The following is a 24,117-nucleotide window of genomic DNA, read 5'->3' as shown; positions in this document are numbered from 1 at the left end:
ACACTGGCACGGGTGCCAACCTATCGCGGACGGAGTCCGCTCCTGCCCAGAGGCAACCGCCGCGCGCTTTCGTGGGGGGCGTTACGCCCGGCTTTCTGTAGGAGCGAGCTTGCTCGCGAATCGCCCAGCACCACAGCTGCCGGGAAGCGCATTCGCGAGCAAGCTCGCTCCTACAAGGAGACATCCGGCATCGGCGGCACCAGCCACTGCTCTCCCGGCTTTGGCGCCCGGAAACGCTCCGCGGCCACGCCGCGCTGCTCCAGGGACTTGGCCAGGTCGCTGACCGGCGTGAACTGCCCTTCGTCGCTCAGGCGGAAGGTGCCGAAATGGATCGCCATGCTGCACTGCGAGTCGAGATGCTGGTGTGCCTGCACCGCGTCATCCGGGTTCATGTGGTGGTGGCGCATGAACCAGCGCGGCTCGTAGGCGCCGATGGGCAGGGCAGCGAAGCGCATGGGACCGAAGCGCTCGTGCATCAGGCCGAACTCCTCGCCCAGGCCGGTATCGCCGGGGAACAGCAACGGGCCATCCGGCGATTCCAGCACGAAGCCCATCCACAGCGTGCGGTTGGTATCGCGCCGCGAGCGCGCCGACCAGTGTTGCGCCGGCACGCCGGTGAGCAGCATGCCCTCGGGCATCGGCAGGCTCTGCCACCAGTCCAGCTCGTCGATGTCAGTGAAGCCGCAGGCGCGGATCAGCTCGCCGTTGCCCAGGCCGGTCACCACTTTTGCGGACGGGAAGCGCCGGGCCAGCTCGCGCAGGCTGTGGATATCCAGGTGGTCGTAGTGGTTGTGGCTGACCAGAATCAGGTTGATCGGCGGCAGCTCGTCCAGCGCCAGGCCCGGCGGGTGCACGCGCTTGGGGCCGACGAAGCTGAACGGGCTGGTGCGCTGGCACCAGAGCGGATCGGTGAGGATGTTCAGGCCGCGATGCTGGATCAGCAGGGTGGCGTGGTTGATGTAGGTGACGCGCAGTTCGTCGCCTTCGACGCGGGCCGGCGTCTCCGGGCGGGCGTTGGGGCCGGGCTGGGCAATCCACTCCTGCTTGCGGCCGCGTTCGCGTTGCCATTTGAGGAAGGCGCGCAGGCCGTTGTGCGGTTGGCGGTCGAGGTTATGAAAGCGGGTGCCGTCGAAATGCGCGGTCTGCGGGCCGCGATAGCGGGCGCCGAGGCGGCCGCTGAGATTCTGCAAGGTGATCAGCCAGGTGGGGTGGCTCATGGGCATGCTCGTGCGTGCTCTTGCGATGAGTACTCGGCACAACCTAGCATGCCGGGCATTCGCCGTACCCCCCAACCTCGGTTACCAGTCTTTTCGCCATGCCCCGTCCTCCGCGCCCCGCCAATCGCCGTCCCGCTCCTCGTCCTGCGCCCCGTCGCGTGGCCAAGGCGCCGCCGGCGCAACCGAAGCTCATCCTGCTGAACAAGCCGTTCGACGTGCTGACGCAGTTCAACGACAGCGACGGCCGCGCAACGCTGAAGGATTTTGTCGATGTGCCGGGCGTCTATCCGGCCGGGCGCCTGGACCGCGACAGCGAAGGCCTGTTGCTGCTGACCAACGACGGCCGCCTGCAGGCGCGGATCGCCGACCCGAAGCACAAGCTGCCGAAAACGTACTGGGTGCAGGTGGAAGGCGAGCCGAGCGACGAGCAACTGGAACAACTGCGCAAGGGCGTGCAGCTCAACGACGGCCCGACCTTGCCGGCCGAGGCCCGGCGGCTGGAAGAACCGCAGTTGTGGGAGCGCGACCCGCCGGTGCGCTTCCGCAAGTCGGTGCCCACGGCGTGGCTGGAGTTGGTGATCCGCGAGGGTCGAAACCGCCAGGTACGGCGGATGACGGCGGCAGTCGGCCTGCCCACGCTGCGCCTGGTGCGCGTGCGCATCGGGCCGTGGCAGCTGGATGGGCTGCAGCCGGGAGAGTGGCGGGAAGTCAGCCCCGAACTCTGACAGTCCGGGGCGAGGCGGGCGTCAGAAGCCGCCTTCGAGTCCGGCGACGACCACGGACTTGATCAGGAAGCCGAGTACGCCCAGGCCCAGTGCGAAGAACAGCACCATGGTGCCCATGCGGCCGGCCTTGGACTTCTTGGCGAGGTCCCAGACGATGAAGGCCATGAACAGGATCAGGCCGGTCACCAGGCCATACATCATCCAGTCTTCGAAACTTTCGTTCATTGCTGCTCCTGCCCGGTACGGATGTGTCTCGTGGGGCGCCGGGACTGAGGGTGGTGGTGGAGAAGGCGCGCATTATACGCATGCGGTGCTTTGTCGTTCAGAGCCGTTCATAAATTGAACAGTTCCTCCTGCGCGACGGACGCAATGCCGCGAAAGTTCGCGCCGCGGCCCGGCTGGCGGGGAAATCTCCGGTATCGATTTCGTTCGGCGGGAGGCGGGGTGCGCTGCTGTGTCGCAGGGGCACAAGTTGTAGGAGCGAGCTTGCTCGCGAACCGCACGGCACCGGCGTGCCCGGCAGGCTCCGTTCGCGAGCAAGGGCTAGGCGCCCCCCTCGGTCCTACAGAAAGACGATCAGATACGCAGGTGGTCCAGCGGTAATTCGGTGCTGGCCAGTACGTTGCGCAGCACGAAGCTCGAGCGCACGCTGGTCACCCCTTCGATGCGGGTCACGGTGCCGAGCAGAAAGTGCTGGTAGTGCTCCATGTCCGGCACCATCACCTTGAGCTGGTAATCCGCGTCCATCCCGGTCACCAGGCTGCATTCCAGCACCTCGGGGCACTTGCCGATGATCTGCTGGAAGTGCTCGAAACGCTCCGGGGTGTGCCGGTCCATGCCGATCAGCACGAAGGCGGTGAGGCTCAGGCCGAGCTTCTTGCTGTCCAGCAGGGCGACCTGGCGGACGATGTAGCCATCGTCCTCGAGCTGCTTGACCCGCCGCGAGCAGGGGGAGGGCGACAGGCCGATGCGTTCGGCCAGCTCCTGGTTGGAGATGCGTGCGTCGCGTTGCAGTTCGGCAAGAATTCGCAGGTCGTAGCGGTCCAGCTTGTCCATGAAAGCCTCGGAAGTTAAATGAATTGCGCTTTTGGCGTAATTTTTAGCTGTTTGTTGCTCAGGTGGTGCCTGTATGAGCAATCTTAGCAATCATTTATCCGCTCTGTCGCCGTACTATTTCTTCCAGATTCACAGCCCGGACATAACGTCCCCCAGCGATCCGCCCAATCAGGCGCTTCGCGGCCCGCCGACCCCACAGGATCGCGCCGGCCACCGGGCTACGCACTGCCCAGAAGGCGGAGCGAGGTGAGCCGGCGCCAACAGCGACGAGCAGGACGAGATTCCACAAAGGGAGGCTGACGAGCCTCCCTTTTTTCTTGCCCGCGATTTGCCCGTCATCTTTACCCTGACTTTACCCAACGCCTTGCAATGCGGGCTTTGCGCCGTGGTCTATGGCAATGTCGCATCACTGTTTTCGGCAGGAGCCGAAGTGAGGAATTCATGAAGTCGGGCATCTGGCAGTGCGCCTCGTTTGCTGTGCTTTCGCTGGCGCTGGCAGTGCAGACTGTCACGGCTGCCGGCTTTGGCGGCGCGGAAGTGCAGAGTGGACAGGGGCAGCCGCAGAGTCAGGGCGGTGGCCAGGGGCGGCCGTCGGGTGGCTCCGGCAGTTCCAGCAGTTCAGGCGGAGGCAAATTCGGCTCCCACGAGGTTCCCGGCAACTCTGGCGGCGGCTGGCAGGGGCGTCCACCCGGCGGCGGCAACAATGGTCAGTGGCAAGGACGTCCCCCGGGCAATCACGGCAATAACGGCGGTCAGTGGCAAGGTCATCCGCCGGGCAGCAACGGCAACAACGCTGGCCAGTGGCAGGGTCATCCGCCGGGCAGCAACGGCAACAACGCTGGCCAGTGGCAGGGTCGGCCCCCGGGCAACAACGGCAATAGCGATGGCCAGTGGCACGGTCGACCGCCGGGCCAGAACGGCAACAATGGCCACAACGGCGGTAACGGCAACCAATGGCAGGGGCAGGGCCGGCCTCCGGGGTATGGCGATAACCAATGGCAGAGCCGCCCGCCGGCCGATCGCGACAACAACGGCAAGTTCGGCTCCCACGAGGTACACCCGCCGGCGAGCGGCTGGCAGGGGCGTCCGCCGCCCAACCACGGCAACTGGGGCCCGCATCCGTCCTACTGGCGGCCGGGCTACGTCACCAGCAACATGCCGTCGGGGCATTACCGTGTGCCCTATCGTGGCAGCGACTATTACTTCAACGATGGCTACTGGTATCGCCCTTATGGCGCGCGCTACGTGGTAGTGACGCCGCCCTACGGCGTGCGCGTACGCTACCTGCCGTCCTATGCCGAGCAGGTGTGGATCGGCAGTATTGGCTACTTCCTGGCCGCCGGTACCTACTACCTGTGGCAGGCCAGCTCGCAGGACTACGAAGTGGTGGCGCCGCCCCAGCAGCAACCGGTGGCCGTTGCTCAGTCTTCGCCTTACGACGTGATTGCCTATCCGATGTATAACCAGGGACCGGACCAGCAGGCCCGTGACCGCTACGAATGCCACGGCTGGGCCGTGCAACAAAGTGGCTTCGACCCTGCCTCGGCCAGCTATGCGCCACCGGCCTACGTCGCCGACAACTACCGCCGTGCACTCGGCGCCTGCCTGAGCGGGCGCGGCTACAGCGTCAACTGATGCTCTCTAACTGATCGTCTCTTTGCCCACCACTTCCTGCGGGTCGGCGTGCACCAGCACTTCGGCCCGCGGGAATTCCTTGTGGATCGCCAGCACTGCCTCGTCGCACAGGTGATGCGCCTTGGACAGCGACAGCTCGCCGGGCAGCTCCAGGTGCAGCTGGACGAACCAGTGCGTCCCGGAAATCCGCGTGCGCAGGTCGTGGGCGCCGAGCACGCCGGGCACCTCGCGTACCAGTTCGAGCATGCGCGTGCTGACGTCCGGCGGCAGTTCCTCATCCATCAGCACGGCAACCGATTCGCGGGCGATCTGGAACGAACTCCATAGGATGTAGAAGGCGATGCCCAGGCCGAAGATGGCGTCCATCTGCTGCCAGCCGAAGTTCGCCAGCACCAGGGCGACCAGGATGCTGCTGTTGAGCAGCAGGTCGGAGCGGTAGTGCAGGGAGTCGGCGCGGATGGCGTTGGAACCGGTGATCCTCACCACGTAGCCCTGCACCATCAGCAGGCCGGCGGTGAGCGCCAGCGACAGGATCATCACCGCGATGCCCCAGCCGGCGGCTTCCACCGGTTCGGGGTGTTGCAGGCGGTCGATGGCCTGGGCGCCGACCAGCACGGCGCTGACCGCGATGAACAGCGCCTGCGCCAGCCCCGACAGGGATTCCGCCTTGCCGTGGCCGTAGCGGTGGTCGTCGTCCGCGGGGCGGATGGCGTAGTGCACCGCCAGCAGGTTGAGGAAGGACGCGGCGCCGTCGAGCAGCGAGTCGGTGAGGCCGGCCAGCAGGCTGACCGAGCCACTGAGCCACCAGGCGATGGCCTTGGCGACGATCAGGGTGGTGGCGACGCCGAGCGACGCAAAGGTCGCCAGCCGCATGAGGTGGGCGTGGCTGGCGTGCTTGAGCATCAGGTGTCCAGGCGGTTGGGCAGGAAGTAGATGTAGTCCAGCAGCGGCGCCTTGTGGCCCAGCGCGGTGATCGCCGCGCTCATCTGCCCGCGGTGGTGGGTGCCGTGGTTGACCAGGTGCTGGACGATGTTCGCCAGGCTCTGGCGGTGTTCCTGCCCGGCCATGTTGCGGTAATCCAGCTGGGTACCGAGGGTGGCGTCGCTCTGCTTGCTCAGCCACAGGCGCCAGGCGCCGACACCGTCATTGAGGAAGGCGGCGAGGCCGGCGCGATCAGGCGCGGCCTCGGCGTCGAGCCGCTCGAACTGCCAGGGCTCGCGCTGCACACGGGCGAACCAGATGCGATCGACCACCGCGAGGTGGTTGAGGGTGCCGTGCAGGCTGTCGAAGAACAGCCCGCGCGGCGCGCGGTAGGCCTCTTCATCCAGGGGCGCGACGGCCTCCAGGATGCGTTCGTAGGCCCACTGGTGGTACGCCAGGAGTTGCTGAAGGTGTGAAGCGAGAGCGCCGTGCATATCAGGCCTCCGGGCGCAGGCCCAGGCTGGCGAGTTGTTGGAGGCCGCCGCTGCGCTGGATCAGACGCGGGTCGTCCAGGGGCAGGCTGCGGCCGGTTTCACGCTCGAGGATCGTCTTGAGTTTAGCCTTGTCCACGGTGCCGTCTTCACCCACGGCATCCTTGAGCTTTTCCGGCGCGACGGAGTACTTCGCATCGGGCAGATAGATCGCGCCGGTAGCGAAGTCTACGCCGAAGGCGATCAGCCCCGGGATGATGTAGAACAACAGGCCGATGGCGTCGAAGGCGACGATGGCCGGGTCGATGCGGCCGTCGATCTGGCCGCGGCGGTCGGGATAGAACAGGGTGCCGCAGGCGGTCAGCTGGCTGAACAGGGCGGCGCTCAGAACGGCGCAGGACACACGGGTGGCAAGACGCATGGAAAACCTCCAGGAGGATGATGCGGACAACTATATCAACGAGCTCGCTGTCGCTGCTGGCAGATTCGCACTATGCGGCGTTCTCGTTGCTTCTATGACTGCCGAGTTGGCATCGCGGTTCGCCCGCTATAATCGCCGCCCCCGCGAAAACCGGGTTACTGCCCCATGAAATTCCAGGAGCCGGCATGATCGCCCTACCCATCGACAGCGTCCTTCCTGACTTGCGCCAGGCCCTGGCTGCGCGCCACGAGGTGGTGCTGGAAGCGCCGCCCGGCGCCGGCAAGACCACCCGCGTGCCGCTGGCGCTGCTGGGCGAGGCGTGGCTGGCCGGGCAGTCGATCCTGATGCTGGAACCACGCCGCCTGGCTGCCCGCGCTGCTGCCGAGCGGCTGGCCAGTGAGCTGGGCGAGAAAGTCGGCGAGACCGTCGGTTACCGCATTCGCCTGGACAGCAGGGTCGGCCCGAAGACGCGCATCGAGGTGGTTACCGAAGGCATCCTGGCGCGCCGCCTCCAGGATGACCCGGCGCTGGAAGGCGTGGGCCTGGTGATCTTCGACGAATTCCACGAGCGCTCCCTTGACGCTGATCTGGCCCTGGCGCTGACCCTCAACGGCCGCGCGCTGCTGCGCGACGAGCCGCCGCTCAAGGTGCTGGTGATGTCGGCGACCCTGGAAGGCGAGCGCTTGTCCGCGTTGCTGGACGACGCCCCGGTGGTGCGCAGCGAGGGCCGCATGTTCCCGGTGGACATCCGATGGGGCCGCCCCTGGCAGGCCGGCGAATTCATCGAGCCGCGCGTGGTGCAGACCGTGCAGCAGGCGCTGGCGGATGAACCCGGCAGCCTGCTGGTGTTCCTGCCCGGCCAGGCGGAGATTCGCCGCGTCGCCGAACAATTGGGTGATGCACTGGCCGGTCGCCCCGAAGTACTCATCTGCCCGTTGCATGGCGAACTTGATCTGGACGCCCAGCGCGCCGCCATCGAGCCCGCACCGGCAGGCAAGCGCAAGGTGGTGCTGGCCACGAATATCGCCGAGACCAGCCTGACCATCGACGGCGTGCGCGTCGTCGTGGATGCCGGGCTGGCGCGGGTGCCGCGCTTCGATCCGGGCAGCGGCATGACCCGCCTGGACACCCAGCGCATTTCCCGCGCCTCCGCCACCCAGCGCGCTGGCCGTGCCGGGCGACTGGAACCGGGCGCCTGTTATCGCCTGTGGTCCGAGGCGCAACACGATCAACTGCCGGCCTATGGCGCGGCGGAAATCCTCCAGGCCGATCTCGCCGGCCTCGCGCTGCAACTGGCGCGCTGGGGCGTGGCTCCGCAGGAACTGGCCTGGCTCGACCTGCCGCCCGCCGCCGCTTATGCACAGGCCCAGGACCTGCTGGAGCGCCTCGGCGCGCTGGGCTCCCGCGCCGGTGGCGGCAGCCTCACGCCCCACGGCCAGGCCATGGCCGAGGTGCCGGCGCACCCGCGAATCGCCCACCTGCTGCTGCGCGGCCACGCTTTGGGACTGGGGCAATTGGCCTGTGATCTGGCCGCACTGCTGGGCGAGCGCGACATCCTGCGCGGCAACGACGCCGACCTGCATCACCGCATCGCCCTGCTGGCCGGCGAACAGAATGGCCCGCGCGCCAGCCGCGGTGCGGTGCAGCGCGTTCGCCAACTGGCGCGGCAGTTCAAGGGTTACCTGCGGGGTCCTGCCCGTGAACCGGTTGCCGATCCCGATCATCCGCGCTGGCTCGGCGGCCTGCTGGCCTTCGCCTACCCGGACCGTATCGCCCGCCAGCGCCGCGCCGGTAGCGGCGAGTACCGCCTGGCCAATGGTCGCGCCGCGTTGTTCGGCGAGCCGGATGCGCTGATGAAGGAAGCCTGGCTGGTGATCGCCGACCTTGGCAGCCGCCAGGGCCAGCGCGAGGAGCGCATCTACCTGGCGGCGGCGCTGGAGCCGGCGCTATTCGAGTCGACTCTCGCCGAACAGGTCAGCGTTCACGATGAACTGGACTGGGACGAGCGCGAAGGCGTATTGCGCGCCGAGCGACAGCGCAAGGTCGGCGAGTTGGTCTTGTCTACCGAGGCGCTGCCCAATCTGGACGCCGAAGCCCGCAGCCGCGCACTGCTCGGGCTGGTGCGCCGCAAGGGCCTGGAGCTGCTGCCGTGGACGCCGGAGCTGCGCCAGTGGCAGGCACGCATCGCGCTGCTGCGGCGGCTGGACCTGGAGGGCAAGGGCGAAAGCGAGTGGCCGGACGTCAGCGACGCCGCCTTGCTGGGCTCGCTGGAGAATTGGCTGCTGCCTTACCTGGGCAAGGTTTCGCGGCTCTCGCATTTCGGCAACCTGGAGTTGAGCGGGATTCTCCATGCGCAGCTGCCCTGGCCATTGCCGCAACGCCTGGATGAACTGGCGCCGCGCACGTTGCAGGTGCCGTCCGGCTCGAACATCCGCCTGGACTACAGCGAATTCCCGCCGGTGCTTGCCGTGCGCCTGCAGGAGCTGTTCGGCCTCGCCGATACGCCGCGCATCGCCCAGGGCCGGGTGGCGGTCAAGTTGCACCTGCTCTCTCCGGCACAGCGGCCGGTGCAGGTGACCCAGGACCTGGCCAACTTCTGGCGTAGCACTTACGCCGAGGTGAAGAAGGACCTCAAGGGGCGCTATCCCAAGCACTACTGGCCGGATGACCCGCTGATTGCCGAGCCGACGGCGCGGGCGAAGCCGCGCAAGACCTGAAATTCGCGCAAGGGCTCCTGCTCTTGTAGGAGCGGATTCATCCGCGATGTTTCTGTGCGAAGCGGAGCCGATCGCGGACAGAGTCCGCTCCTACGCGATAGCGGTCTTCCCGGTCAGGGCAATTTCATCTCGTAACCTGCCGCCTGCAATTCGTCGTAGGCATGGTCCAGCTGTGCGCGCAGGCCTTCTGCGTCGGGCGCGTGGCGCGAGACGATCAGCTTGGTCGGCACGCTGTACAGGTTGTCGAAGGCCAGTGGCGCCATATTCAGCTCCCGGCGCGCCTGTTCTACCGGCGTCTGGTAGTCGATCAGGTAGTCGCCGCGGCCGCGTTCGAGCATCTGCAGCGCCGCGGTGTGGGTGCTGGTGCGGTGCAGTTCCAGCTTCAGCTTCGGGTCGGCGAGCAGGTCGGTGATCGGTCGCCAGTAGCTGTAGCCGCTGATGAGGATGACCCGGCTGCCGGTCAGGCCGCCGGGCACTTCGGGCGAGGGCCGCGAGGGCATGCGGTAGAGGTTCAGCTCGACGTGGCCCAGCACGCGCTCGCACTCCAGCGTGCTGCCGGCCAGCTCCTGCTTGCCGGGTGCGCCGGCCCAGAGCTGCACGCTGCCGTCCTGCAAGCCGAGGTACAGGCGGGCGCTGGGCAGTGGGCGGAAGTCGGCGCGGTAGCCGGCCTTGAGCAGGATGCGCCGGACCATCTCGGCACCGCTGCCGCGGGTGCTGCCATCCGGGGCGGTATAGGTGTAGGGCGGGAATTCGTAGTAGCCCACCGTCAGCGCCGGCAGTGGATGCGGCAGGCGGTCGGCCAGCGTGGGCCGGTCGACGGCCAGGGCGTTGAGGCAGAGGAGGGCGAGGATCAGCCCGGCGAGACGGCGCAAATGCATGGATGGCCTGGGTGCTCGTTATCGTTTTTGTTCGAAGCGGGCCGAGCATGCGACCGCCGCCTCGCACTTGTCCAGCTTCCACCGGCGGCGTTGTGCCGAAGCGCTCAGTGGGGCAGCAGGAAACGCGCGGAAAGCGGCAGGTGATTGGAGATGCGCAGGGTGTCGTGGCCGCGTACGCCGGCCTCCAGGCGGTTCAGGCTGGGACTGTGGAACAGGTAGTCGAGGGTGCGGTCTGGCTTGTGCACGCGCGGATCGTTGGGGAAATGTGTGTACCAGTTCTCCTGGTCGGCGCCACTGGACTCTTCCACCGCCGGGATCACCGGGAAGCGCGCCGCCAGCAGGTTCAGCTCGCTGTTGGCGCGGTAGGGCGCGCGCAGCACTTCCGGCAGGTAGGGATACTGGCCCAGCGGCAGCAGGCCCAGATCGCCGCCCAGTAGCCAGGGGCGGCCCGCGGCCTGCAGGGAGTTCATCTGGGCCTCGATGGCTTCCACCTGGCGCTGCGGGGTGTCGTCGCCGTCGGGGCGTTCCAGGCGCGTGTTGATCACGCTGAGCTGGCCACCGCCGCGGATCGGCAGGTCGCTCTGCAACAGCGCCGGTTGCGGGGCGAACAGGTGCAGCAGCGGGATGGATGAACGCTGCGGCAGGGCGATGCGCTCGCTGCTGGCGATCTGGAAACGGCTGAAGGTCACCAGCTTGCGTCCGGCGCTACCGAACACATGGGGATTGGGATCGAAGCGTGCCTTCCAGTCGAAGGCGGCGCTGGAGCAGGGGTAGAGGTCGGCCAGGCGATCGCCGATCAGCGCCTGCTGGTCCTGCTTGCCGGTGGCGGCGGCGCCGTCGTCCACCTCCTGCAGCAGGACGATGTCCGGAGCCTCGTCGCGGATCACCCGGACCACCTCGTCGAGGCTGTAGGCGATGTCTTCGGGGCTGGGGCTGTCGTCCGGGCCGGTGGTGTCGGGCAGGTCGTCCCAGAAGATGTAGCGCTTGCCGGCCAGGTACTGGACGTTCCAGGTCATCACCTTCAGCGCCTGGCCCGGCTGCAGTTGCGGCGCGGGGGTGCGGCACTGGGCGGCGATGCTCTCGCGTTCGGCAGGGTGCCAGGCCAGCAGCCAGGCGGCAGCGGTGAGGGCGAGCAGCAGGACGATGAACAGCAGGAACAGGGCGCGACGGCGAAGCGAGAGGCTCATGGGTGACCAGGGGCTATGCTTGTTGGGACCAGAGGATAGTGGCTGTGACTTCGTATTTCATCTCTGTGTTTAGTGTGGGAATTATCCTGAAACCTTGTGCGACGTAGTTCGCAAGATGCCGTTTCGCACCCTGCGCGCTCCGGGAGGCTGCCATGTCGAGCAAGCTCTTCTCCCATCCCGTCTACCGACGCAAGGTGGTGCTGGTCAGCGGCGGCTGTTCCGGCATCGGCCGCGCCCTGGTGCTGCGCTTCGCCCGGGCTGGGGCCCACCCGGTGATCCTCGACCTCGACCAGGCGGCGCTGGACAGCCTGGTGCAGCACCTGCGCGAACACCTGAATGTCGAAGCCCTCGGCCTGCGCTGCGACATCGCCGACGCCGAGGCGGTGCAGCGCTCGGTGGCACTGGCGATCGAGCGCTTCGGCGGCATCGACGTGCTGGTGAACAACGCCGGCATCACCCACCGCAGCCTGTTCATCGAGACCGAACTGGCAGTCTTTCGCCGGGTAATGGCGGTGAATTTCTACGGCGCACTTCACTGCACCCAGGCGGCCTTGCCCAGCCTGCTGGCGCGGCATGGGCAGATCGTCGTGCTCAGTTCGTTGACCGGCTTCGCGCCGCTGCTCTACCGCAGCGCCTACAACGCCAGCAAGCATGCGCTGCACGGCCTGTTCGACACGTTGCGCATGGAGCTGGACGGCACCGGCGTGGCGGTCACCCTGGCTTGCCCGGGCTTCACTGCCACCGACCTGCGCAAGAACGCCCTGGTGGGCGACGGTTCGGTAATCCGCCAGCCGGCGGTGGTGTTGGGCGCGGAAGTCGCCTCGCCACGCGATGTGGCCGAGGCGATCTATCAGGGCGCGTTGCGCCGCCGGCGGTTGCTGGTGCTGTCCAACGTCAACTGGCGGGCGAGGCTGCTGGCGCGCTTCTTCCCACGGCTGTTCGAGAAGCTCCTGGTGCCGAAGATGTCGGGGCTCAGGCCGGGGTACTAGCTTTTCGCAGGAGCGAGCCTGCTCACGAACGGATTCATCGACGACGCCAAAGTGGGGCGGGTTCGCGAGCAAGCTCGCTCCTACAAGGCTCCTTGCCTGCCCTGCGAGGGGTGCCTGCTCGGTGGGTAGGAGCGGACTTCGTCCGCGATCGGTTTCACTTCACGCCGAGGCCAATCGGGGACAGAGTCCGCCCTACGCTCAGAAAACCGTGCCTGTAGGAGCGAGCTTGCTCGCGAACGGATTTATCGACGACGCCAAAGTGGAGCGGGTTCGCGAGCAAGCTCGCTCCTACAAGGCTCCTTGCCTGCCCGGCGAGGGGTGCCTGCTCGGTGGGTAGGAGCGGACTTCGTCCGCGATCGATCGCACCTCGCGCCAGGCCAATCGCGGACAGAGTCCGCTCCTACGCTCAATGTGAGTGCGAGTCGAACGAGCCGTCCGCCAATGCCATGTCCCAGAACGACGCCTCGATCTTGTGCCCGTCCAGGTCGCGGATGAAGCAGCCGTAGTACGGATCGCCATAGAGCGGGCGCGGGCCGGGGGCGCCTTCGTCGGTGGCGCCGGCGGCTATCGCGGCGCGATAGAAGGCGTCCACTTCCTCGCGGGAGTTGGCCATGAAGCCGAAGTGCGTGCCGTTGCCGACGCTGGCCGGGCGCCCGTCGATCGGCGTCTGCAGCCAGAACTCCGGGAAGGCGCGGCCGTAGGCCACGGCTCCGGGGTGCTCCATGATCTGTTGGCAGCCCAGGGTCGGCAGCACGGCGTCATAGAACGCCTTGGCGCGCGGGTAGTCGTTGGTGCCGATGGAAATGTGCGAAAGGCAGCTGGGCGGGAAGTCGCTCACGGCGAGTCTCCATACTCGGGGAAAGGAAACTCCAGCGTAGAACCCCGGCCCGCGACGTGCCGGGGTATTTGTTGCGACTTGCTGCCGCTTAGGCGGCCTCGCGGCCAAGCAGGATGAAGATGCGGTACGCGGCCACCGTCAGCAGCAGCTGGAAAAACCCGCTCAGCGAGTGCAGCGCGACGCTGAGTACCGGCGCATCCTTGCCGGCCTCGGTGATCCAGCCTTCGGCGATCCACACCGGTGCGAGGATGGCCAGCGAGGTGATCAGCAGCAGGAAGAAATGCCCGGTGGTCAGGCTGAAGCTCTCGCGCATCGCGTCGATTGGCGCGCGGCCGCGCTGCGCCAGGAGGAATTCGGCGAAGGCCAGCTTGATCATCACGAAGATGCCCGGCAGTACCATCAGGTACAGGCCGATCACGATCAGCAGCGAGGAGATCGCCGAGAGCAGGGCGAAAGCCGGCCACAGGCGCAACGCTGCGCTCCACAGTTCGCGCACGCTGCGCTCTACACCTTCGCCCGCGTCGATCATGTAGAGGATCAGGCTGGCGGTGTAGATCGGGTAGAACACCAAGCCCGCGGCCATGCCCCACGGGGCGAAGTTCTGCGAGCCGGCGGCGACGTTGATCTGTTGCTGCACCAGCGTCTCGATGACGATCCACGGCAGACACAGCGGCACCAGGGTGCCCAGATGACGGGAGAAGAAGAACCAGGTGTCGCGGAGGATGGAAAGGGGATTCATCAGTAACCCGATACTGTCCGAGGGCTTCGACTCTAACTTAAGCAAACCCTCAGATAGAAGGCGCAAGAATTCTGTGACCGGAACTTGTTTTTTTCCGACCCGATCCAATGTTTCGCTACAGCGATCCGTTTTGAACCACCCGCTCACTCGAGGCCTGCCATGAATTCCGAAGAGCAATCCCTGATCGATGGTCTGTTCACCCGCCTGCGTGACGCCGAGTCGCAGACCGCGCCCCGCGACGCCGACGCCGAGGCGCAGATCAACAGGCACCTGGTGCAACAGCCGGCCGCGCCGTACTACATGGCCCAGGCGATGCTGATCCAGGAAGCGGCGATCAAGCGCCTGGACCAGCGCGTCAAGGAACTCGAAGCGCAGCAGGCCAGGGCTCAGGAGCAGCGCCCGAGCAGCGGCGGCTTCCTCGCCGGGCTGTTCGGCGGCGGCCAGAGCCAGGAGCAGCGCGCGGCGCAACCGCAGCAGCGCCCGGACGGCTGGGGCCAGACACGTTTCTCGCAGCCTGGCGGCAATGCGGCGTACGCCAATAATCCTGCGGCCGGCAATCCCAACGACTTCCGCCCCGCACAGCCGGCGCAAGCCGCACCCCAGGGCGGTGGCTTCATGCGCGGTGCGCTGCAGACCGCCGCGGGCGTGGCCGGCGGGGTGATGGTGGCGGACCTGCTGACCAGCATGTTCCACCACAACCAGCCGCAGGAAATCGTCGAAGTGATCCAGGAACAGCCGGTGCAGCCGGAGCCTTCGAACTTCGACGACTCGCGGACGGACGACTCCTTTGGCGGCGGCGACCGCTACGCCGACAGCAATTTCAGTGACGCCAACTACGACGACGGCGGCAGCTTCGGCGACGACTCCGGCTTCTTCGGTGGCGACGACGGCGACATGTTCAGCTGAGCCGCCCGCCCGCCGGGACTGGCGGGGGCGCGCCGCTGTGCCGATAATGCGCCCCCGCTGTTCGAGTCCCGGAGTCATAGTTGAAGACCATCGCCCTGTTCGCCGACGTGCAGAACCTCTACTACACCGTGCGTCAGGCCTACGGCTGCCACTTCAACTACGCCGCCCTGTGGGCCGAGCTGAGTGCCCAGGGCAACATCGTCCAGGCCTACGCCTATGCCATCGACCGGGGCGATGCGAAGCAGCAGCAGTTCCAGCAGATCCTGCGCAAGCTCGGCTTCACCGTGAAGCTCAAGCCCTACATCCAGCGCGCCGACGGCTCGGCCAAGGGCGACTGGGACGTGGGCATCACCATCGATATCCTCGACGCCGCGCCGAACGTGGACGAAGTCGTGCTGGCTTCCGGCGACGGTGACTTCGACCTGCTCCTGGACCGCGTCCGCGCCGGCGGCACCGATGCCACCGCCTACGGCGTGCCGGGCCTCACCGCCCAGGCGCTGATCCGTGCGGCCAGCCGCTACGTGCCCATCGAAGGCGCGCTGCTGCTGCGTTCCTGAGCCTTGCGGCTACAATGCCGCCCATTCCGAATTCGTATTGCGAGCGCTCCATGACCTTCGCCAACCTCGGCCTGATCGATCCCCTCCTGCGCGCCCTCGACGGGCTCGGCTACCAGAACCCGACGGCGGTGCAGGCCCAGGCCATTCCGGCCGTGCTCAAGGGCCGCGACCTGCTCGCCGCCGCGCAGACCGGTACCGGCAAGACCGCCGGTTTCGCCTTGCCGCTGTTGCAGAAGCTGCTGCAGGAAGGCCCGCAGGTGGGGGCCAACTCCATTCGCGCGCTGGTGCTGGTGCCGACCCGTGAACTGGCCGAGCAGGTCCACGAGAGCTTCCGCGCCTACGGCCAGCATGTGCCGCTGCGCACGGCCGTGGCCTATGGCGGGGTCAGCATCAACCCGCAGATGATGAAGCTGCGCAAGGGCGTCGACGTGCTGGTGGCCACCCCCGGCCGCCTGCTCGACCTGTACCGGCAGAACGCCCTGAAATTCACCCAGCTGCAGGCGCTGGTGCTGGACGAAGCCGACCGCATGCTCGACCTGGGCTTTGCCCGCGAGCTGGACGAGGTCTTCGCCGCGCTACCCAGGCGCCGGCAGACCCTGCTGTTCTCCGCGACCTTCTCCGACGCCATCCGCCAGATGGCTCGCGAGCTGCTGCGCGACCCGCTGACCATCGACGTGGCGCCGCGCAACACGGCGGCGAAGACGGTGAAGCAGCACCTGGTCACCGTGGACAAGAAGCGCAAGGCCGAACTGTTCCTGCACCTGATGCGCGAGCAGGGTTGGCGCCAGGCGCTGGTGTTCGCCAAGACCCGTAAGGGCGTCGACGAGCTGGTTGGCCTGTTGCAGAAAGAAGGCATCCGCGCCGACTCGATCCACGGTGACAAGCCGCAGCCGTCGCGCTTGCGCGCGCTGGCGCGGTTCAAGGCTGGCGAAGTGGACTTCCTGATTGCCACTGACGTCGCCGCCCGCGGCCTGGATATCGAGGAAATGCCGCTGGTGGTCAACTTCGACCTGCCCATCGTCCCCGAAGACTACGTGCACCGCATCGGCCGTACCGGTCGCGCCGGCGCCAGCGGGCAGGCGATCTCGCTGGTCTGTGCCGACGAAGTTCAGCAGCTGGCGGCCATCGAGACGCTGATCGGCCAGACCCTGCAGCGCCAGGAAGAAGATGGCTTCGAGGCGGAACACCGGGTGCCCGTCACCGCCCCTGGCGGCCAGATAACGAAAAAGCCGAAGAAGCCCAAGCAACCCAAGGTGCCCGAAGGCAAGCCGGGCAAGGTCCACCTGGGCTCGCTCCTGGACGACAAGCCGCAGGTCAAGGCAGTGCGCAAGGCGCCGGGCTTTGGCCTGGGAGGGAAGCCGGCCGGTGGCAAGCCCGCCGCTGGCAAGCCTTCCGGAAAGCCCGGCGGCAAGGGCGCTCGCCGCCCCTGAGCCGATAAGGCGCGCGCCTGCTTCATCGCGGTGCGTCGCCGAGGGCTGAGTCGGGGCTGTCTCCAGGCGTGGCGGGGTCTTGCGCGGTGTGGCGCAAAAGCTGCATTTCCGTGTGGAATCCCGAACGCCTATAGTGTGCCCATCGCGCACACAACAAGAACGACAGCCCATGCGCCACAAGGAACTCAAAGCCTGGACCGGCGGAGTCGCCCATCTGCTCCCGCTGGCCGCCGGTCGCCCGCGCCTGCTCGGCCTCAGCCAGTGGCTGCAGCAGGTCTGTGCGGTGGATAACTTCGTGCTCTTCGTCTACGAAGGCAACCACCGCCCACTGGACCTGTTCGACACCTTCCCGGCCGACATCCGCCACGTCTACGTCGAGGACTACCAGGTCGGCCCCTACCTGCTCGATCCCTTCTACCTCGCCTGCACCCGCCACCAGGCGCCGGGGCTGTGGCGTCTGCGGCAGTTCGCGCCGGACCACTTCTACGTGGGCGAGTACTACCAGACCTACTATCAGCAGACCGGCCTGACCGAGGAGATCGCCTTCTTCGTCGACCTGGCCGACGGTGCCACCGCCGTGCTTTCGCTGATGCGCAAGACTTCCAGCCTGGCCTACAGCCGCGACGAGATGCAGTTGCTTGAGTGCGCGCGGCCGGTGGTCGAGCAGGTGGTGCGCGAGGCCTGGGAACTGCGCCGCGCGCAACCGCGCCCGGCACAGGACCTGGACTACCAGATCCGCGAGGCCTTCGACCAGTTCGGCGCCCAGCTGCTCACGCCCCGCGAGCAGGAGATCGTCCAGCTGCTGCTGCGCGGCCACTCCAGCGCCTCGGTGGCCGAGCAGCTGGATATCAGCCCCGGCACGGTGAAGATCCATCGCAAGAACCTTTACGCCAAGCTCGGCATCGGCAGCCAGTCGGAACTGCTCGGGCTGTTCATCCGCGAGCTGGCCGGGCGCGATGCGGCGGGTGGGATGCTTGCGGTGGGATAAGTGCACGGCTCTTCGTAGGAGCGAGCTTGCTCGCGAACGGGCTCCCCGATAACTCCGGCGCTGGGCGGTTCGCGAGCAAGCTCGCTCCTACAGGGATGCACATCCCGCGATCACGCGCCGGGAGAACCAATCCCGCCATCTATCCCCCGAGGGATATATACACCCCGAAAGCCCCATTGCTAGCGTGACCACCAACAAGAACAAGGTGGGAGCGCGGTGATGGAAAGCGGTCAGGATGTCGATATCGAGTTCCGTAACGTGGTCAAGCGCTACGGCAGCGTGCCGGCGGTCAACGGGCTGAGCTTCAAGGTGAAGCGCGGCGCTTTCCACTCCTTCCTCGGCAGCTCCGGCTGCGGCAAGACCACCACCCTGCGGATGATCGCCGGCTTCGAGCAGCCCAGCGAAGGCGAGGTCCTGCTGGCCGGCCAGGCGGTGGCCGGGGTGCCGGCGCACCAGCGCGCGGTGAACATGGTGTTCCAGCATTACGCACTGTTCCCGCACCTGACGGTGGCCGAAAACATCGCCTACGGCCTGCGCTACCGCACGCCGCGCCCGGACCGCGCGCAGCAGCGCCGCATGGCCGATGAGGCGCTGGAGATGGTGCGCCTCTCCGGTTTCGGCACGCGCAAGCCCCACGAGCTTTCCGGCGGCCAGCAGCAGCGCGTGGCGCTGGCCCGCGCCCTGGTGAACAAGCCCACCGTGCTGCTGCTCGACGAGCCGCTGGCGGCGCTGGACCGCAAGCTGCGCAAGGAGATGCAGTCCGAGCTGCTGCGGCTGCAGCGCGAGGTCGGCATCACCTTCGTGCTGGTCACCCATGACCAGGAAGAAGCGCTGTCGATGAGCGACAGCATCAGCATCATGAAGGACGGCCTGATCATCCAGACCGCCACTCCCGAGGCGCTCTACGAGACCCCGGCGAGCCGCTACGTGGCCGACTTCATCGGCGAGTCCAACCTGTTCGCCGGCACCGTTCGCCGCCTCGATTCCGGCCGCGTGGTGCTGGGCACGCCGGCCGGGTTGGAACTGAGCAGCCCGCCGACACCCACTGGCCCCTCGCTCTCACCCCAGGCCGAGGGTTGCATCGCCGTGCGCCCCGAGTTGGTGGGCATCGCCGCTGCGGATTCGGAGTTGCAGCGCGAGGTGCGCCTGAAGGGCCGCGTCGAGGACCGCATCTACCTGGGCAATCTCACCGAATACCGCGTTCGCACCGACGCCTTCGGCATCGTCTGCGTGCGCGTGCCGCGCAAGGCCGGCGGCGAGGTTGAGGCCTTCGAGCACGGCGCGCCGGTGCAGGTCGGCTGGAACCAGGCCAGCGGCCTGGCCATGGCTCTTTGAACCGGGCACAGCCCGACGATCCAACCATAACGACAATCAGCAGACAGGCGGGGAGTGAAGATGGACAAGAAGAGCTTCATCAAGACGATGCGCAGCTGGGAAAACGGCTCCATCACGCGGCGCGACTTTCTCGGCAAGACCGGTCTCGGCCTGGCGATGGCCGTGGTCGCCGCCAACACTCCCGGTCTGCTGAGCGGCAAGGCTTACGCTGCCGAGGGCAGCAACATCGGCGACCGCCTGGCCCTGGCCACCTGGCCGAACTACCACAGCCAGGAGAACTTCGACGCCTTCGCCAAGGCCACCGGTGCGCGGGTGCAGATGAACGTGTTCGGCTCCAACGAGGAGATGCTCGCCAAGCTGCAGGCCGGCGGCAGCGGCTGGGACGTCTTCGTGCCGACCAACTACACCATCAGCACCTACGTGCAGCTCGGGCTGATCGAACCACTGGACCTCTCGCGCATCCCCAACTTCGACCCCAAGGCCTTCGAGGAACGCTTCATGGCCCAGGGCACGGTGGACGGCAAGGTCTACGCGGTGCCGAAGAACTGGGGCACCACCGGCATCGTCTACGACGCCAGCAAGGTCAAGGGCAGCCCGGACTCCTGGAAGCAGTTCTGGGACCTGACCCTGACCAGCGCCTCGGGCCGCACCATCGTCCACGACTACCAGCTCACCGCCATCGGCAATGCACTCAAGTATTACGGCTACAGCTTCAATTCGCTGGACCCGAAGGAACTGGCCGAGGCCGAGAAGCTGCTGATCCAGGCCAAGCCGCACCTGTTCGCGATCAACTCCGACATCCAGCCCTCGCTGCGCAACGGCGACGCCTGGATGGCCATGGCCTGGACCGGCGACGCCTCGCAGCTGCACCGCGACAACCCGGACATGACCTTCGTGCTGGGCAAGGAAGGCGGCGAAATCTGGAGTGACTTCTTCGCCATTCCCAAGAGCGCCGAGCACCGTGACGCGGCCTACGCGTTCATCAATTACCTGCTCGATCCGCAACACAACAAGCTGGAGGTGCTCTCCCACGGCTACCCGAGCGGCGACAAGCGCGTCGATGCGCTGCTCTCCAAGGAGATGCTCGACGACCCGATCATGTACCCGGCGGCCGAGCGCCTGTCGCCGCTGGAGTTCGGCGCCGCGGCGACCCTCACCAGCCCGGCGCGCGCCGAACTGATGGCGCGGTTCAAGGCCGCCTGAGGAAGGTCTCCCTGTAGGAGCGAGCTTGCTCGCGAACCGCCCAGCTCCCGAGCTGCCGGTGAATTCTTTCGCGAGCAAGCGCGCTCCTACAGGGGAACTGCGTAACTCCATGCGTAGGGAATCGAACATGAACATCGCTGTCAGCGCCCCGTTGCCGCAGACCCAGGCGACGCCCACGGCCTCGCGCGCGAAAAGCCTCGGCCGGCGCGTCACGCTCCTGCTGCTCCTGCCGTCCACCCTGTGGTTCCTGCTACTGCTGCTGATGCCGCTGGTGATCATCCTGGTCTTCAGCTTCGGCGAGCGCAGCGCCGTGGGAGGCTACGGTGGCGGCCTGACGCTGGAGAACTACCTGAACCTCGGTTCCCGAGCCCAGGCCTTCTGGAACACCCTGACCCTGGCGCCGTTGGGTACCCTGGCCTGCCTGCTGGCGGCCTACCCGCTGGCCTACTTCCTGGCGGTGAAGGTGCGGCGCAACAAGTCGCTGCTGCTCACGCTGGTCATCGTGCCGTTCTGGACCAGCTTCCTGATCCGCACCTACGCCTGGATCTTCATCCTCAGCGGTCGCGGCATTCCCGCGCTGCTGGAGAGCTTCGGCATCGCCGATGTGCGGCTGATCAACACGGCCTACGCGGTACTGATCGGTATCGTCTACGGCTACCTTCCGCTGATGGTGTTTCCCATCTACGTGACTCTGGAGAAGCTCGACAAGCGCCTGCTGGAAGCCTCCGGCGACCTCGGCGCCAGCGCCTTCGAGACCTTCCGCCGGGTGACCCTGCCGCTGTCCGCGCCGGGGGTGATCACCGGGGTGATGCTGGTGTTCATCCTGCTCATGGGCGAGTTCCTGATCCCGGCGATCCTCGGCGGCGGCAAGGTGTTCTTCGTCGGCAACGCGCTGGTCGACCTGTTCCTGCAATCGCGCAACTGGCCGTTCGGCAGCGCGGTGGCGATGACCCTGGTGGCGATGATGCTGGTGATCATCGGCGTCTACCTGAAACTCGTGGCGCGCTACGGCGGCTCACGCAACGACGGGGTGCTCTGACATGTGGCTGCGCAGTTACTCCACCTCGGTCTACCTGTTCCTCTACGCGCCCATCGCGCTGATCATGCTCTTCGCCTTCAACGCCGGGCGCAGCGGGCTGAGCTTCCAGTGCTGCTCGGTGCAGTGGTTCGGCCGCGCCTTCGGCAACCCGTTCATCATGGAAGCGCTGGGCAACAGCGCGCTGATCGCCTTCTGCTCGGCGCTGATCGCCACGCTGTTCGGCACCCTCGCGGTGTTCGGCCTGCAGCGCGTCGGCAAGCGCGTGCGCCTGCTGTTCGACGCGCTGACCTACTGCGCGATCATCGTGCCGGGCATCGTCATCGGCATTGCCACGCTGATCGCCTTCATCACCCTGTTCGACGTGGTGAACCCGCTGCTGGCGCTGCTGGATATCGGCCTGCCGAAACTCAACATGGGCTTCGGCACCGTGGTCGCGGCGCACTCGCTGTTCACCATGGCGCTGGTGATGGTGATCGTCCGCACCCGCGTCGAGGCGATGGACAAGTCGCTGCTGGAAGCCTCCGCCGACCTCTACGCGCCGCCGCTGGACACCTTCTGGCGGGTGACCCTGCCGCAGATCGCCCCGGCGATCCTCGCCGGCTTCCTGCTGGCCTTCACCTTCAGCTTCGACGATTTCATCATCGCCTTCTTCGTCGCCGGCTCGGAAACCACGTTGCCGATCTACATCTTCTCGTCGATCCGCCGCGGCATCACGCCGGAGATCAACGCGATCTCCACGGTGATCATCTGCGCCTCGCTGGCGCTGCTGTTCACCTCCCGTTACCTGCAGAACCGCCGCACCGGCGTTCAGGCCGCCTGAGGGCCGACTTCAAGGAGACTCGAGGATGCGCGACCAGCTCTACATCAACGGGCAGTGGGTCAGGCCGGACCTGGGCGGCCGCTTCACCAGCTACGACCCCGCCACCGGCCAGCCGCTGCGCGAAGTGCCGGCGGCCACCGAGGAAGACGTCGACCACGCGGTGCGCGCGGCGCGCACCGCGTTCAATCGTGGCTGGGGGCAGAGCCGCGGCAGCGAGCGCGCCGAATGGCTGGAAGCGCTGGCCGGCGAGCTGGAACGCAACCAGGACTCGTTGGCCGAACTGGAAGTGCGCGACAACGGCAAGCCACTGCCCGAGGCGCAGTGGGACGTGGCCGACGCCATCGGCTGCTTCCGCTATTACGCCGAGCTGGCGCGGGAGCTGGACGAGCGCCAGGACCAGACTCTGCCACTGCCCGACGAACGCTTCCGCTGCCGTATCCGGCAGGAACCGGTGGGCGTGGCGGGGCAGATCATCCCCTGGAACTACCCGCTGCTGATGGCGGCATGGAAGGTGGCGCCGGCTTTGGCAGCGGGTGCCACCTGCGTGCTCAAACCGTCCGAGCTGACGCCACTGAGCGCCCTGGAGCTGGCTGCCGCCGCAGATGCCATCGGGCTGCCGGCAGGCGTGCTGAACGTGCTGCCGGGGCTGGGCGCGGAGGCCGGCGGGCCGCTGAGCCAGCATCCGGGCGTGGACAAGCTGGCCTTCACCGGCAGCGTGCCGACCGGCTCGCGGATCATGTCGGCGGCGGCGCAGGACATCAAGAACGTCAGCCTGGAGCTGGGCGGCAAGTCGGCCTTCATCGTCTTCGATGACAGCGATGTCGAGGCGGCGGTGGAATGGATTCTCTTCGGCATCTTCTGGAACCAGGGGCAGGTGTGCAGCGCCACCTCGCGCCTGCTGGTGCAGGAAGGCATCGCCCCGCGCCTGATCGAGCGGCTGGTGGAAGCGACCCGCGCCATCACCATCGGCAACGGCCTGCAACCGGGCGTGCTGCTCGGCCCGCTGGTCAGCCAGGGGCAGCACGAGAAGGTGCTCGGATCCGTCGACAAGGGCCGCGCCGGTGGCGCTCGCCTGCTCACCGGCGGCAAGCGTCCGGCGGGGCTGGAGCAGGGCTGGTTCATCGAGCCGGCAATCTTCGACGAACCGGCCGAGGACGCGCTGATCTGGCGCGAGGAAATCTTCGGCCCGGTACTCTGCGTAAAGCGCTTCAAGACCGAGGCTGAGGCCCTGCGCCTGGCCAACGACAGCCGCTTCGGCCTGGCCGGCGCGGTGATGTCGGGCGATCCGCAGCGCGCCGCGCGAGTGGCGGACGGGCTGCGGGCGGGGATCGTCTGGGTCAACTGCTCGCAACCTACCTTCACCCAGGCGCCTTGGGGCGGCATGAAGCAAAGCGGCATCGGCCGCGAGCTGGGCGTTTGGGGGCTGGAGAATTACCTGGAGGTGAAGCAGGTGACCGAGTACATCTCCGACCAGCCCTGGGGCTGGTACCTGAAGTAGCGGCATCACTGTAGGAGCGAGCTTGCTCGCGAACAAAGGTTGGCCGGGAATGCGGTGTGGCCTGAGGTTCCATTCGCGAGCAAGCTCGCTCCCACAGGCGAAGCAAGGCTCCGGCTGTTACCAGCGTATCAATCGAGGTTATGCCCGATCCGCCAGAGCACGCCGCTCGGGTCGTGCAGGGTGAAGTCGCGCATCTTCCACGGCTGGTCTTCCGGCGCACCCAGGCGCACGCCATAGCGCTCGGCGAGGCCGGAGTCGAGGACCTTCGTGTACCAGGCGTCGGCGTCTTCCACCAGAAGGTGCAACATCAGGTTCTCGGCGAATTCCTTGACGTAGTAGTTCTGCAGCAGGAAGGCGCAATGGTCGCCATGGTGGAAGTAGGCGAGCTCCTCGGAGGTCCACGGCGAGTTGAAGCCCAGGTCCTTGTAGAACTGCTGGGAGAGTGCGAAATCGCGGGCGGGGACGAAGACTTTCAGTTCAACGCTGGCAGTGCTCATGGGCAACCTTCCTGGTAATTCGTGAGCAGG

The 24,117-nt window shown here is 67.0% G+C and carries 24 protein-coding genes; 13 read left to right on the top strand and 11 right to left on the bottom strand.

What is annotated here, in order from left to right; translation table 11 throughout:
- Positions 1 to 170: 170 nt before the first annotated feature.
- Positions 171 to 1,223 carry an MBL fold metallo-hydrolase gene (locus G4G71_RS28645; protein WP_169942124.1) on the bottom strand — a complete coding sequence of 351 codons (1,053 nt, stop codon included), beginning with the start codon at positions 1,221 to 1,223 and terminating at the stop codon, positions 171 to 173.
- 152 nt (positions 1,224 to 1,375) lie between these two features.
- Between G4G71_RS28645 and G4G71_RS28640 the strand changes: the two genes are divergently transcribed.
- On the top strand, positions 1,376 to 1,942 hold the full coding sequence (locus G4G71_RS28640) for a pseudouridine synthase (protein ID WP_169942860.1): 567 nt from the start codon (positions 1,376 to 1,378) through the stop codon (positions 1,940 to 1,942).
- 21 nt (positions 1,943 to 1,963) lie between these two features.
- Here G4G71_RS28640 and G4G71_RS28635 read toward each other — a convergent pair whose 3' ends face one another.
- Entirely contained in the window at positions 1,964 to 2,167 is a 204-nt protein-coding gene (locus tag G4G71_RS28635; RefSeq protein ID WP_015475469.1) for a DUF2788 domain-containing protein, read from the bottom strand.
- 351 nt (positions 2,168 to 2,518) lie between these two features.
- On the bottom strand, positions 2,519 to 2,998 hold the full coding sequence (locus G4G71_RS28630) for an Lrp/AsnC family transcriptional regulator (RefSeq protein WP_169942122.1): 480 nt from the start codon (positions 2,996 to 2,998) through the stop codon (positions 2,519 to 2,521).
- Positions 2,999 to 3,439: 441 nt separating this feature from the next.
- On the opposite strand from G4G71_RS28630, the gene G4G71_RS30010 reads away from it, so the two are divergent.
- Positions 3,440 to 4,633 (top strand): DUF6515 family protein, encoded by a 1,194-nt coding sequence (locus G4G71_RS30010; RefSeq protein WP_240964855.1) that lies wholly within the window; start codon positions 3,440 to 3,442, stop codon positions 4,631 to 4,633.
- Positions 4,634 to 4,639: 6 nt separating this feature from the next.
- Here the strand turns inward: G4G71_RS30010 and G4G71_RS28620 are convergent, their stop codons facing one another.
- Genes G4G71_RS28620 through G4G71_RS28610 form a run of 3 tightly spaced genes read right to left on the bottom strand, consistent with a single transcriptional unit; the run spans position 4,640 to position 6,466 of the window.
- Positions 4,640 to 5,536, bottom strand: a complete 897-nt coding sequence (locus G4G71_RS28620) for a cation diffusion facilitator family transporter (RefSeq protein ID WP_054906802.1) — start codon at positions 5,534 to 5,536, stop codon at positions 4,640 to 4,642.
- Positions 5,536 to 6,048, bottom strand: coding sequence for a DinB family protein (locus G4G71_RS28615; protein ID WP_169942120.1), 513 nt, complete (start codon positions 6,046 to 6,048; stop codon positions 5,536 to 5,538). Before G4G71_RS28615 ends, G4G71_RS28620 begins: the two co-directional genes overlap by 1 nt.
- A gap of 1 nt (position 6,049) precedes the next feature.
- Positions 6,050 to 6,466, bottom strand: a complete 417-nt coding sequence (locus G4G71_RS28610; RefSeq protein ID WP_169942118.1) for a polyribonucleotide nucleotidyltransferase — start codon at positions 6,464 to 6,466, stop codon at positions 6,050 to 6,052.
- A 185-nt stretch (positions 6,467 to 6,651) separates the two neighbouring features.
- On the opposite strand from G4G71_RS28610, the gene hrpB reads away from it, so the two are divergent.
- Positions 6,652 to 9,183 (top strand): ATP-dependent helicase HrpB, encoded by a 2,532-nt coding sequence (gene hrpB / locus G4G71_RS28605; RefSeq protein WP_169942116.1) that lies wholly within the window; start codon positions 6,652 to 6,654, stop codon positions 9,181 to 9,183.
- A 113-nt stretch (positions 9,184 to 9,296) separates the two neighbouring features.
- Here hrpB and G4G71_RS28600 read toward each other — a convergent pair whose 3' ends face one another.
- Positions 9,297 to 10,061, bottom strand: a complete 765-nt coding sequence (locus tag G4G71_RS28600) for a substrate-binding periplasmic protein (RefSeq protein WP_169942114.1) — start codon at positions 10,059 to 10,061, stop codon at positions 9,297 to 9,299.
- Between the two features lie 104 nt (positions 10,062 to 10,165).
- Positions 10,166 to 11,248, bottom strand: coding sequence for an endonuclease/exonuclease/phosphatase family protein (locus G4G71_RS28595; protein ID WP_169942112.1), 1,083 nt, complete (start codon positions 11,246 to 11,248; stop codon positions 10,166 to 10,168).
- Positions 11,249 to 11,400: 152 nt separating this feature from the next.
- Here G4G71_RS28595 and G4G71_RS28590 point away from each other — a divergent pair, with 152 nt between their 5' ends.
- The gene (locus G4G71_RS28590) at positions 11,401 to 12,237 is read left to right on the top strand and encodes an SDR family oxidoreductase (protein WP_169942110.1); all 837 of its coding nucleotides are present in this window, start codon (positions 11,401 to 11,403) and stop codon (positions 12,235 to 12,237) included.
- A gap of 406 nt (positions 12,238 to 12,643) precedes the next feature.
- On the opposite strand, the gene G4G71_RS28585 is transcribed toward G4G71_RS28590, so the two are convergent.
- Positions 12,644 to 13,075, bottom strand: coding sequence for a VOC family protein (locus G4G71_RS28585; protein ID WP_169942108.1), 432 nt, complete (start codon positions 13,073 to 13,075; stop codon positions 12,644 to 12,646).
- An 88-nt stretch (positions 13,076 to 13,163) separates the two neighbouring features.
- Positions 13,164 to 13,814, bottom strand: a complete 651-nt coding sequence (locus tag G4G71_RS28580; RefSeq protein WP_169942106.1) for a YciC family protein — start codon at positions 13,812 to 13,814, stop codon at positions 13,164 to 13,166.
- Between the two features lie 159 nt (positions 13,815 to 13,973).
- Here G4G71_RS28580 and G4G71_RS28575 point away from each other — a divergent pair, with 159 nt between their 5' ends.
- From G4G71_RS28575 to G4G71_RS28535, 9 genes are all read left to right on the top strand, one after another.
- Positions 13,974 to 14,720: a DUF2076 domain-containing protein gene (locus G4G71_RS28575; RefSeq protein WP_169942104.1), complete on the top strand. Its 747-nt coding sequence runs from the start codon at positions 13,974 to 13,976 to the stop codon at positions 14,718 to 14,720.
- 80 nt (positions 14,721 to 14,800) lie between these two features.
- The gene (locus G4G71_RS28570) at positions 14,801 to 15,277 is read left to right on the top strand and encodes a LabA-like NYN domain-containing protein (protein ID WP_024764639.1); all 477 of its coding nucleotides are present in this window, start codon (positions 14,801 to 14,803) and stop codon (positions 15,275 to 15,277) included.
- Between the two features lie 50 nt (positions 15,278 to 15,327).
- The gene (locus G4G71_RS28565) at positions 15,328 to 16,707 is read left to right on the top strand and encodes an RNA helicase RhlE1 (protein ID WP_169942101.1); all 1,380 of its coding nucleotides are present in this window, start codon (positions 15,328 to 15,330) and stop codon (positions 16,705 to 16,707) included.
- Between the two features lie 169 nt (positions 16,708 to 16,876).
- A complete protein-coding gene (locus G4G71_RS28560) occupies positions 16,877 to 17,695 on the top strand; it encodes a helix-turn-helix transcriptional regulator (protein WP_169942100.1) in 819 nt (272 codons plus the stop codon).
- Positions 17,696 to 17,914: 219 nt separating this feature from the next.
- The gene (locus G4G71_RS28555) at positions 17,915 to 19,030 is read left to right on the top strand and encodes an ABC transporter ATP-binding protein (protein WP_169942098.1); all 1,116 of its coding nucleotides are present in this window, start codon (positions 17,915 to 17,917) and stop codon (positions 19,028 to 19,030) included.
- Positions 19,031 to 19,090: 60 nt separating this feature from the next.
- Entirely contained in the window at positions 19,091 to 20,233 is a 1,143-nt protein-coding gene (locus G4G71_RS28550) for an ABC transporter substrate-binding protein (RefSeq protein ID WP_169942096.1), read from the top strand.
- 127 nt (positions 20,234 to 20,360) lie between these two features.
- Positions 20,361 to 21,272: an ABC transporter permease gene (locus tag G4G71_RS28545; protein ID WP_169942094.1), complete on the top strand. Its 912-nt coding sequence runs from the start codon at positions 20,361 to 20,363 to the stop codon at positions 21,270 to 21,272.
- 1 nt (position 21,273) lies between these two features.
- The gene (locus tag G4G71_RS28540; RefSeq protein ID WP_024764643.1) at positions 21,274 to 22,092 is read left to right on the top strand and encodes an ABC transporter permease; all 819 of its coding nucleotides are present in this window, start codon (positions 21,274 to 21,276) and stop codon (positions 22,090 to 22,092) included.
- Positions 22,093 to 22,117: 25 nt separating this feature from the next.
- Positions 22,118 to 23,590 carry an aldehyde dehydrogenase family protein gene (locus tag G4G71_RS28535; RefSeq protein ID WP_169942092.1) on the top strand — a complete coding sequence of 491 codons (1,473 nt, stop codon included), beginning with the start codon at positions 22,118 to 22,120 and terminating at the stop codon, positions 23,588 to 23,590.
- 128 nt (positions 23,591 to 23,718) lie between these two features.
- Here the strand turns inward: G4G71_RS28535 and G4G71_RS28530 are convergent, their stop codons facing one another.
- On the bottom strand, positions 23,719 to 24,087 hold the full coding sequence (locus tag G4G71_RS28530) for a VOC family protein (RefSeq protein WP_169942090.1): 369 nt from the start codon (positions 24,085 to 24,087) through the stop codon (positions 23,719 to 23,721).
- Positions 24,088 to 24,117: the final 30 nt, after the last annotated feature.

The organism is Pseudomonas multiresinivorans, from assembly GCF_012971725.1.
GTDB lineage: Bacteria > Pseudomonadota > Gammaproteobacteria > Pseudomonadales > Pseudomonadaceae > Pseudomonas > Pseudomonas multiresinivorans.
The sequence above is the reverse complement of the archived record's forward strand: the minus strand, read 5'-3'. Positions and strand labels throughout refer to the sequence as shown.

Bases quoted from the DNA above. Each gene is read 5' to 3' on its own strand.
- G4G71_RS28645 (WP_169942124.1), bottom strand. From the start codon at position 1,223: ATGCCCATGAGCCACCCCACCTGGCTGATCACCTTGCAGAATCTCAGC.
- G4G71_RS28635 (WP_015475469.1), bottom strand. From the start codon at position 2,167: ATGAACGAAAGTTTCGAAGACTGGATGATGTATGGCCTGGTGACCGGC.
- G4G71_RS28630 (WP_169942122.1), bottom strand. From the start codon at position 2,998: ATGGACAAGCTGGACCGCTACGACCTGCGAATTCTTGCCGAACTGCAA.
- G4G71_RS30010 (WP_240964855.1), top strand. From the start codon at position 3,440: ATGAAGTCGGGCATCTGGCAGTGCGCCTCGTTTGCTGTGCTTTCGCTG.
- G4G71_RS28620 (WP_054906802.1), bottom strand. From the start codon at position 5,536: ATGCTCAAGCACGCCAGCCACGCCCACCTCATGCGGCTGGCGACCTTT.
- G4G71_RS28615 (WP_169942120.1), bottom strand. From the start codon at position 6,048: ATGCACGGCGCTCTCGCTTCACACCTTCAGCAACTCCTGGCGTACCAC.
- G4G71_RS28610 (WP_169942118.1), bottom strand. From the start codon at position 6,466: ATGCGTCTTGCCACCCGTGTGTCCTGCGCCGTTCTGAGCGCCGCCCTG.
- hrpB (WP_169942116.1), top strand. From the start codon at position 6,652: ATGATCGCCCTACCCATCGACAGCGTCCTTCCTGACTTGCGCCAGGCC.
- G4G71_RS28600 (WP_169942114.1), bottom strand. From the start codon at position 10,061: ATGCATTTGCGCCGTCTCGCCGGGCTGATCCTCGCCCTCCTCTGCCTC.
- G4G71_RS28595 (WP_169942112.1), bottom strand. From the start codon at position 11,248: ATGAGCCTCTCGCTTCGCCGTCGCGCCCTGTTCCTGCTGTTCATCGTC.
- G4G71_RS28590 (WP_169942110.1), top strand. From the start codon at position 11,401: ATGTCGAGCAAGCTCTTCTCCCATCCCGTCTACCGACGCAAGGTGGTG.
- G4G71_RS28580 (WP_169942106.1), bottom strand. From the start codon at position 13,814: ATGAATCCCCTTTCCATCCTCCGCGACACCTGGTTCTTCTTCTCCCGT.
- G4G71_RS28575 (WP_169942104.1), top strand. From the start codon at position 13,974: ATGAATTCCGAAGAGCAATCCCTGATCGATGGTCTGTTCACCCGCCTG.
- G4G71_RS28565 (WP_169942101.1), top strand. From the start codon at position 15,328: ATGACCTTCGCCAACCTCGGCCTGATCGATCCCCTCCTGCGCGCCCTC.
- G4G71_RS28560 (WP_169942100.1), top strand. From the start codon at position 16,877: ATGCGCCACAAGGAACTCAAAGCCTGGACCGGCGGAGTCGCCCATCTG.
- G4G71_RS28555 (WP_169942098.1), top strand. From the start codon at position 17,915: ATGGAAAGCGGTCAGGATGTCGATATCGAGTTCCGTAACGTGGTCAAG.
- G4G71_RS28550 (WP_169942096.1), top strand. From the start codon at position 19,091: ATGGACAAGAAGAGCTTCATCAAGACGATGCGCAGCTGGGAAAACGGC.
- G4G71_RS28545 (WP_169942094.1), top strand. From the start codon at position 20,361: ATGAACATCGCTGTCAGCGCCCCGTTGCCGCAGACCCAGGCGACGCCC.
- G4G71_RS28540 (WP_024764643.1), top strand. From the start codon at position 21,274: ATGTGGCTGCGCAGTTACTCCACCTCGGTCTACCTGTTCCTCTACGCG.
- G4G71_RS28535 (WP_169942092.1), top strand. From the start codon at position 22,118: ATGCGCGACCAGCTCTACATCAACGGGCAGTGGGTCAGGCCGGACCTG.
- G4G71_RS28530 (WP_169942090.1), bottom strand. From the start codon at position 24,087: ATGAGCACTGCCAGCGTTGAACTGAAAGTCTTCGTCCCCGCCCGCGAT.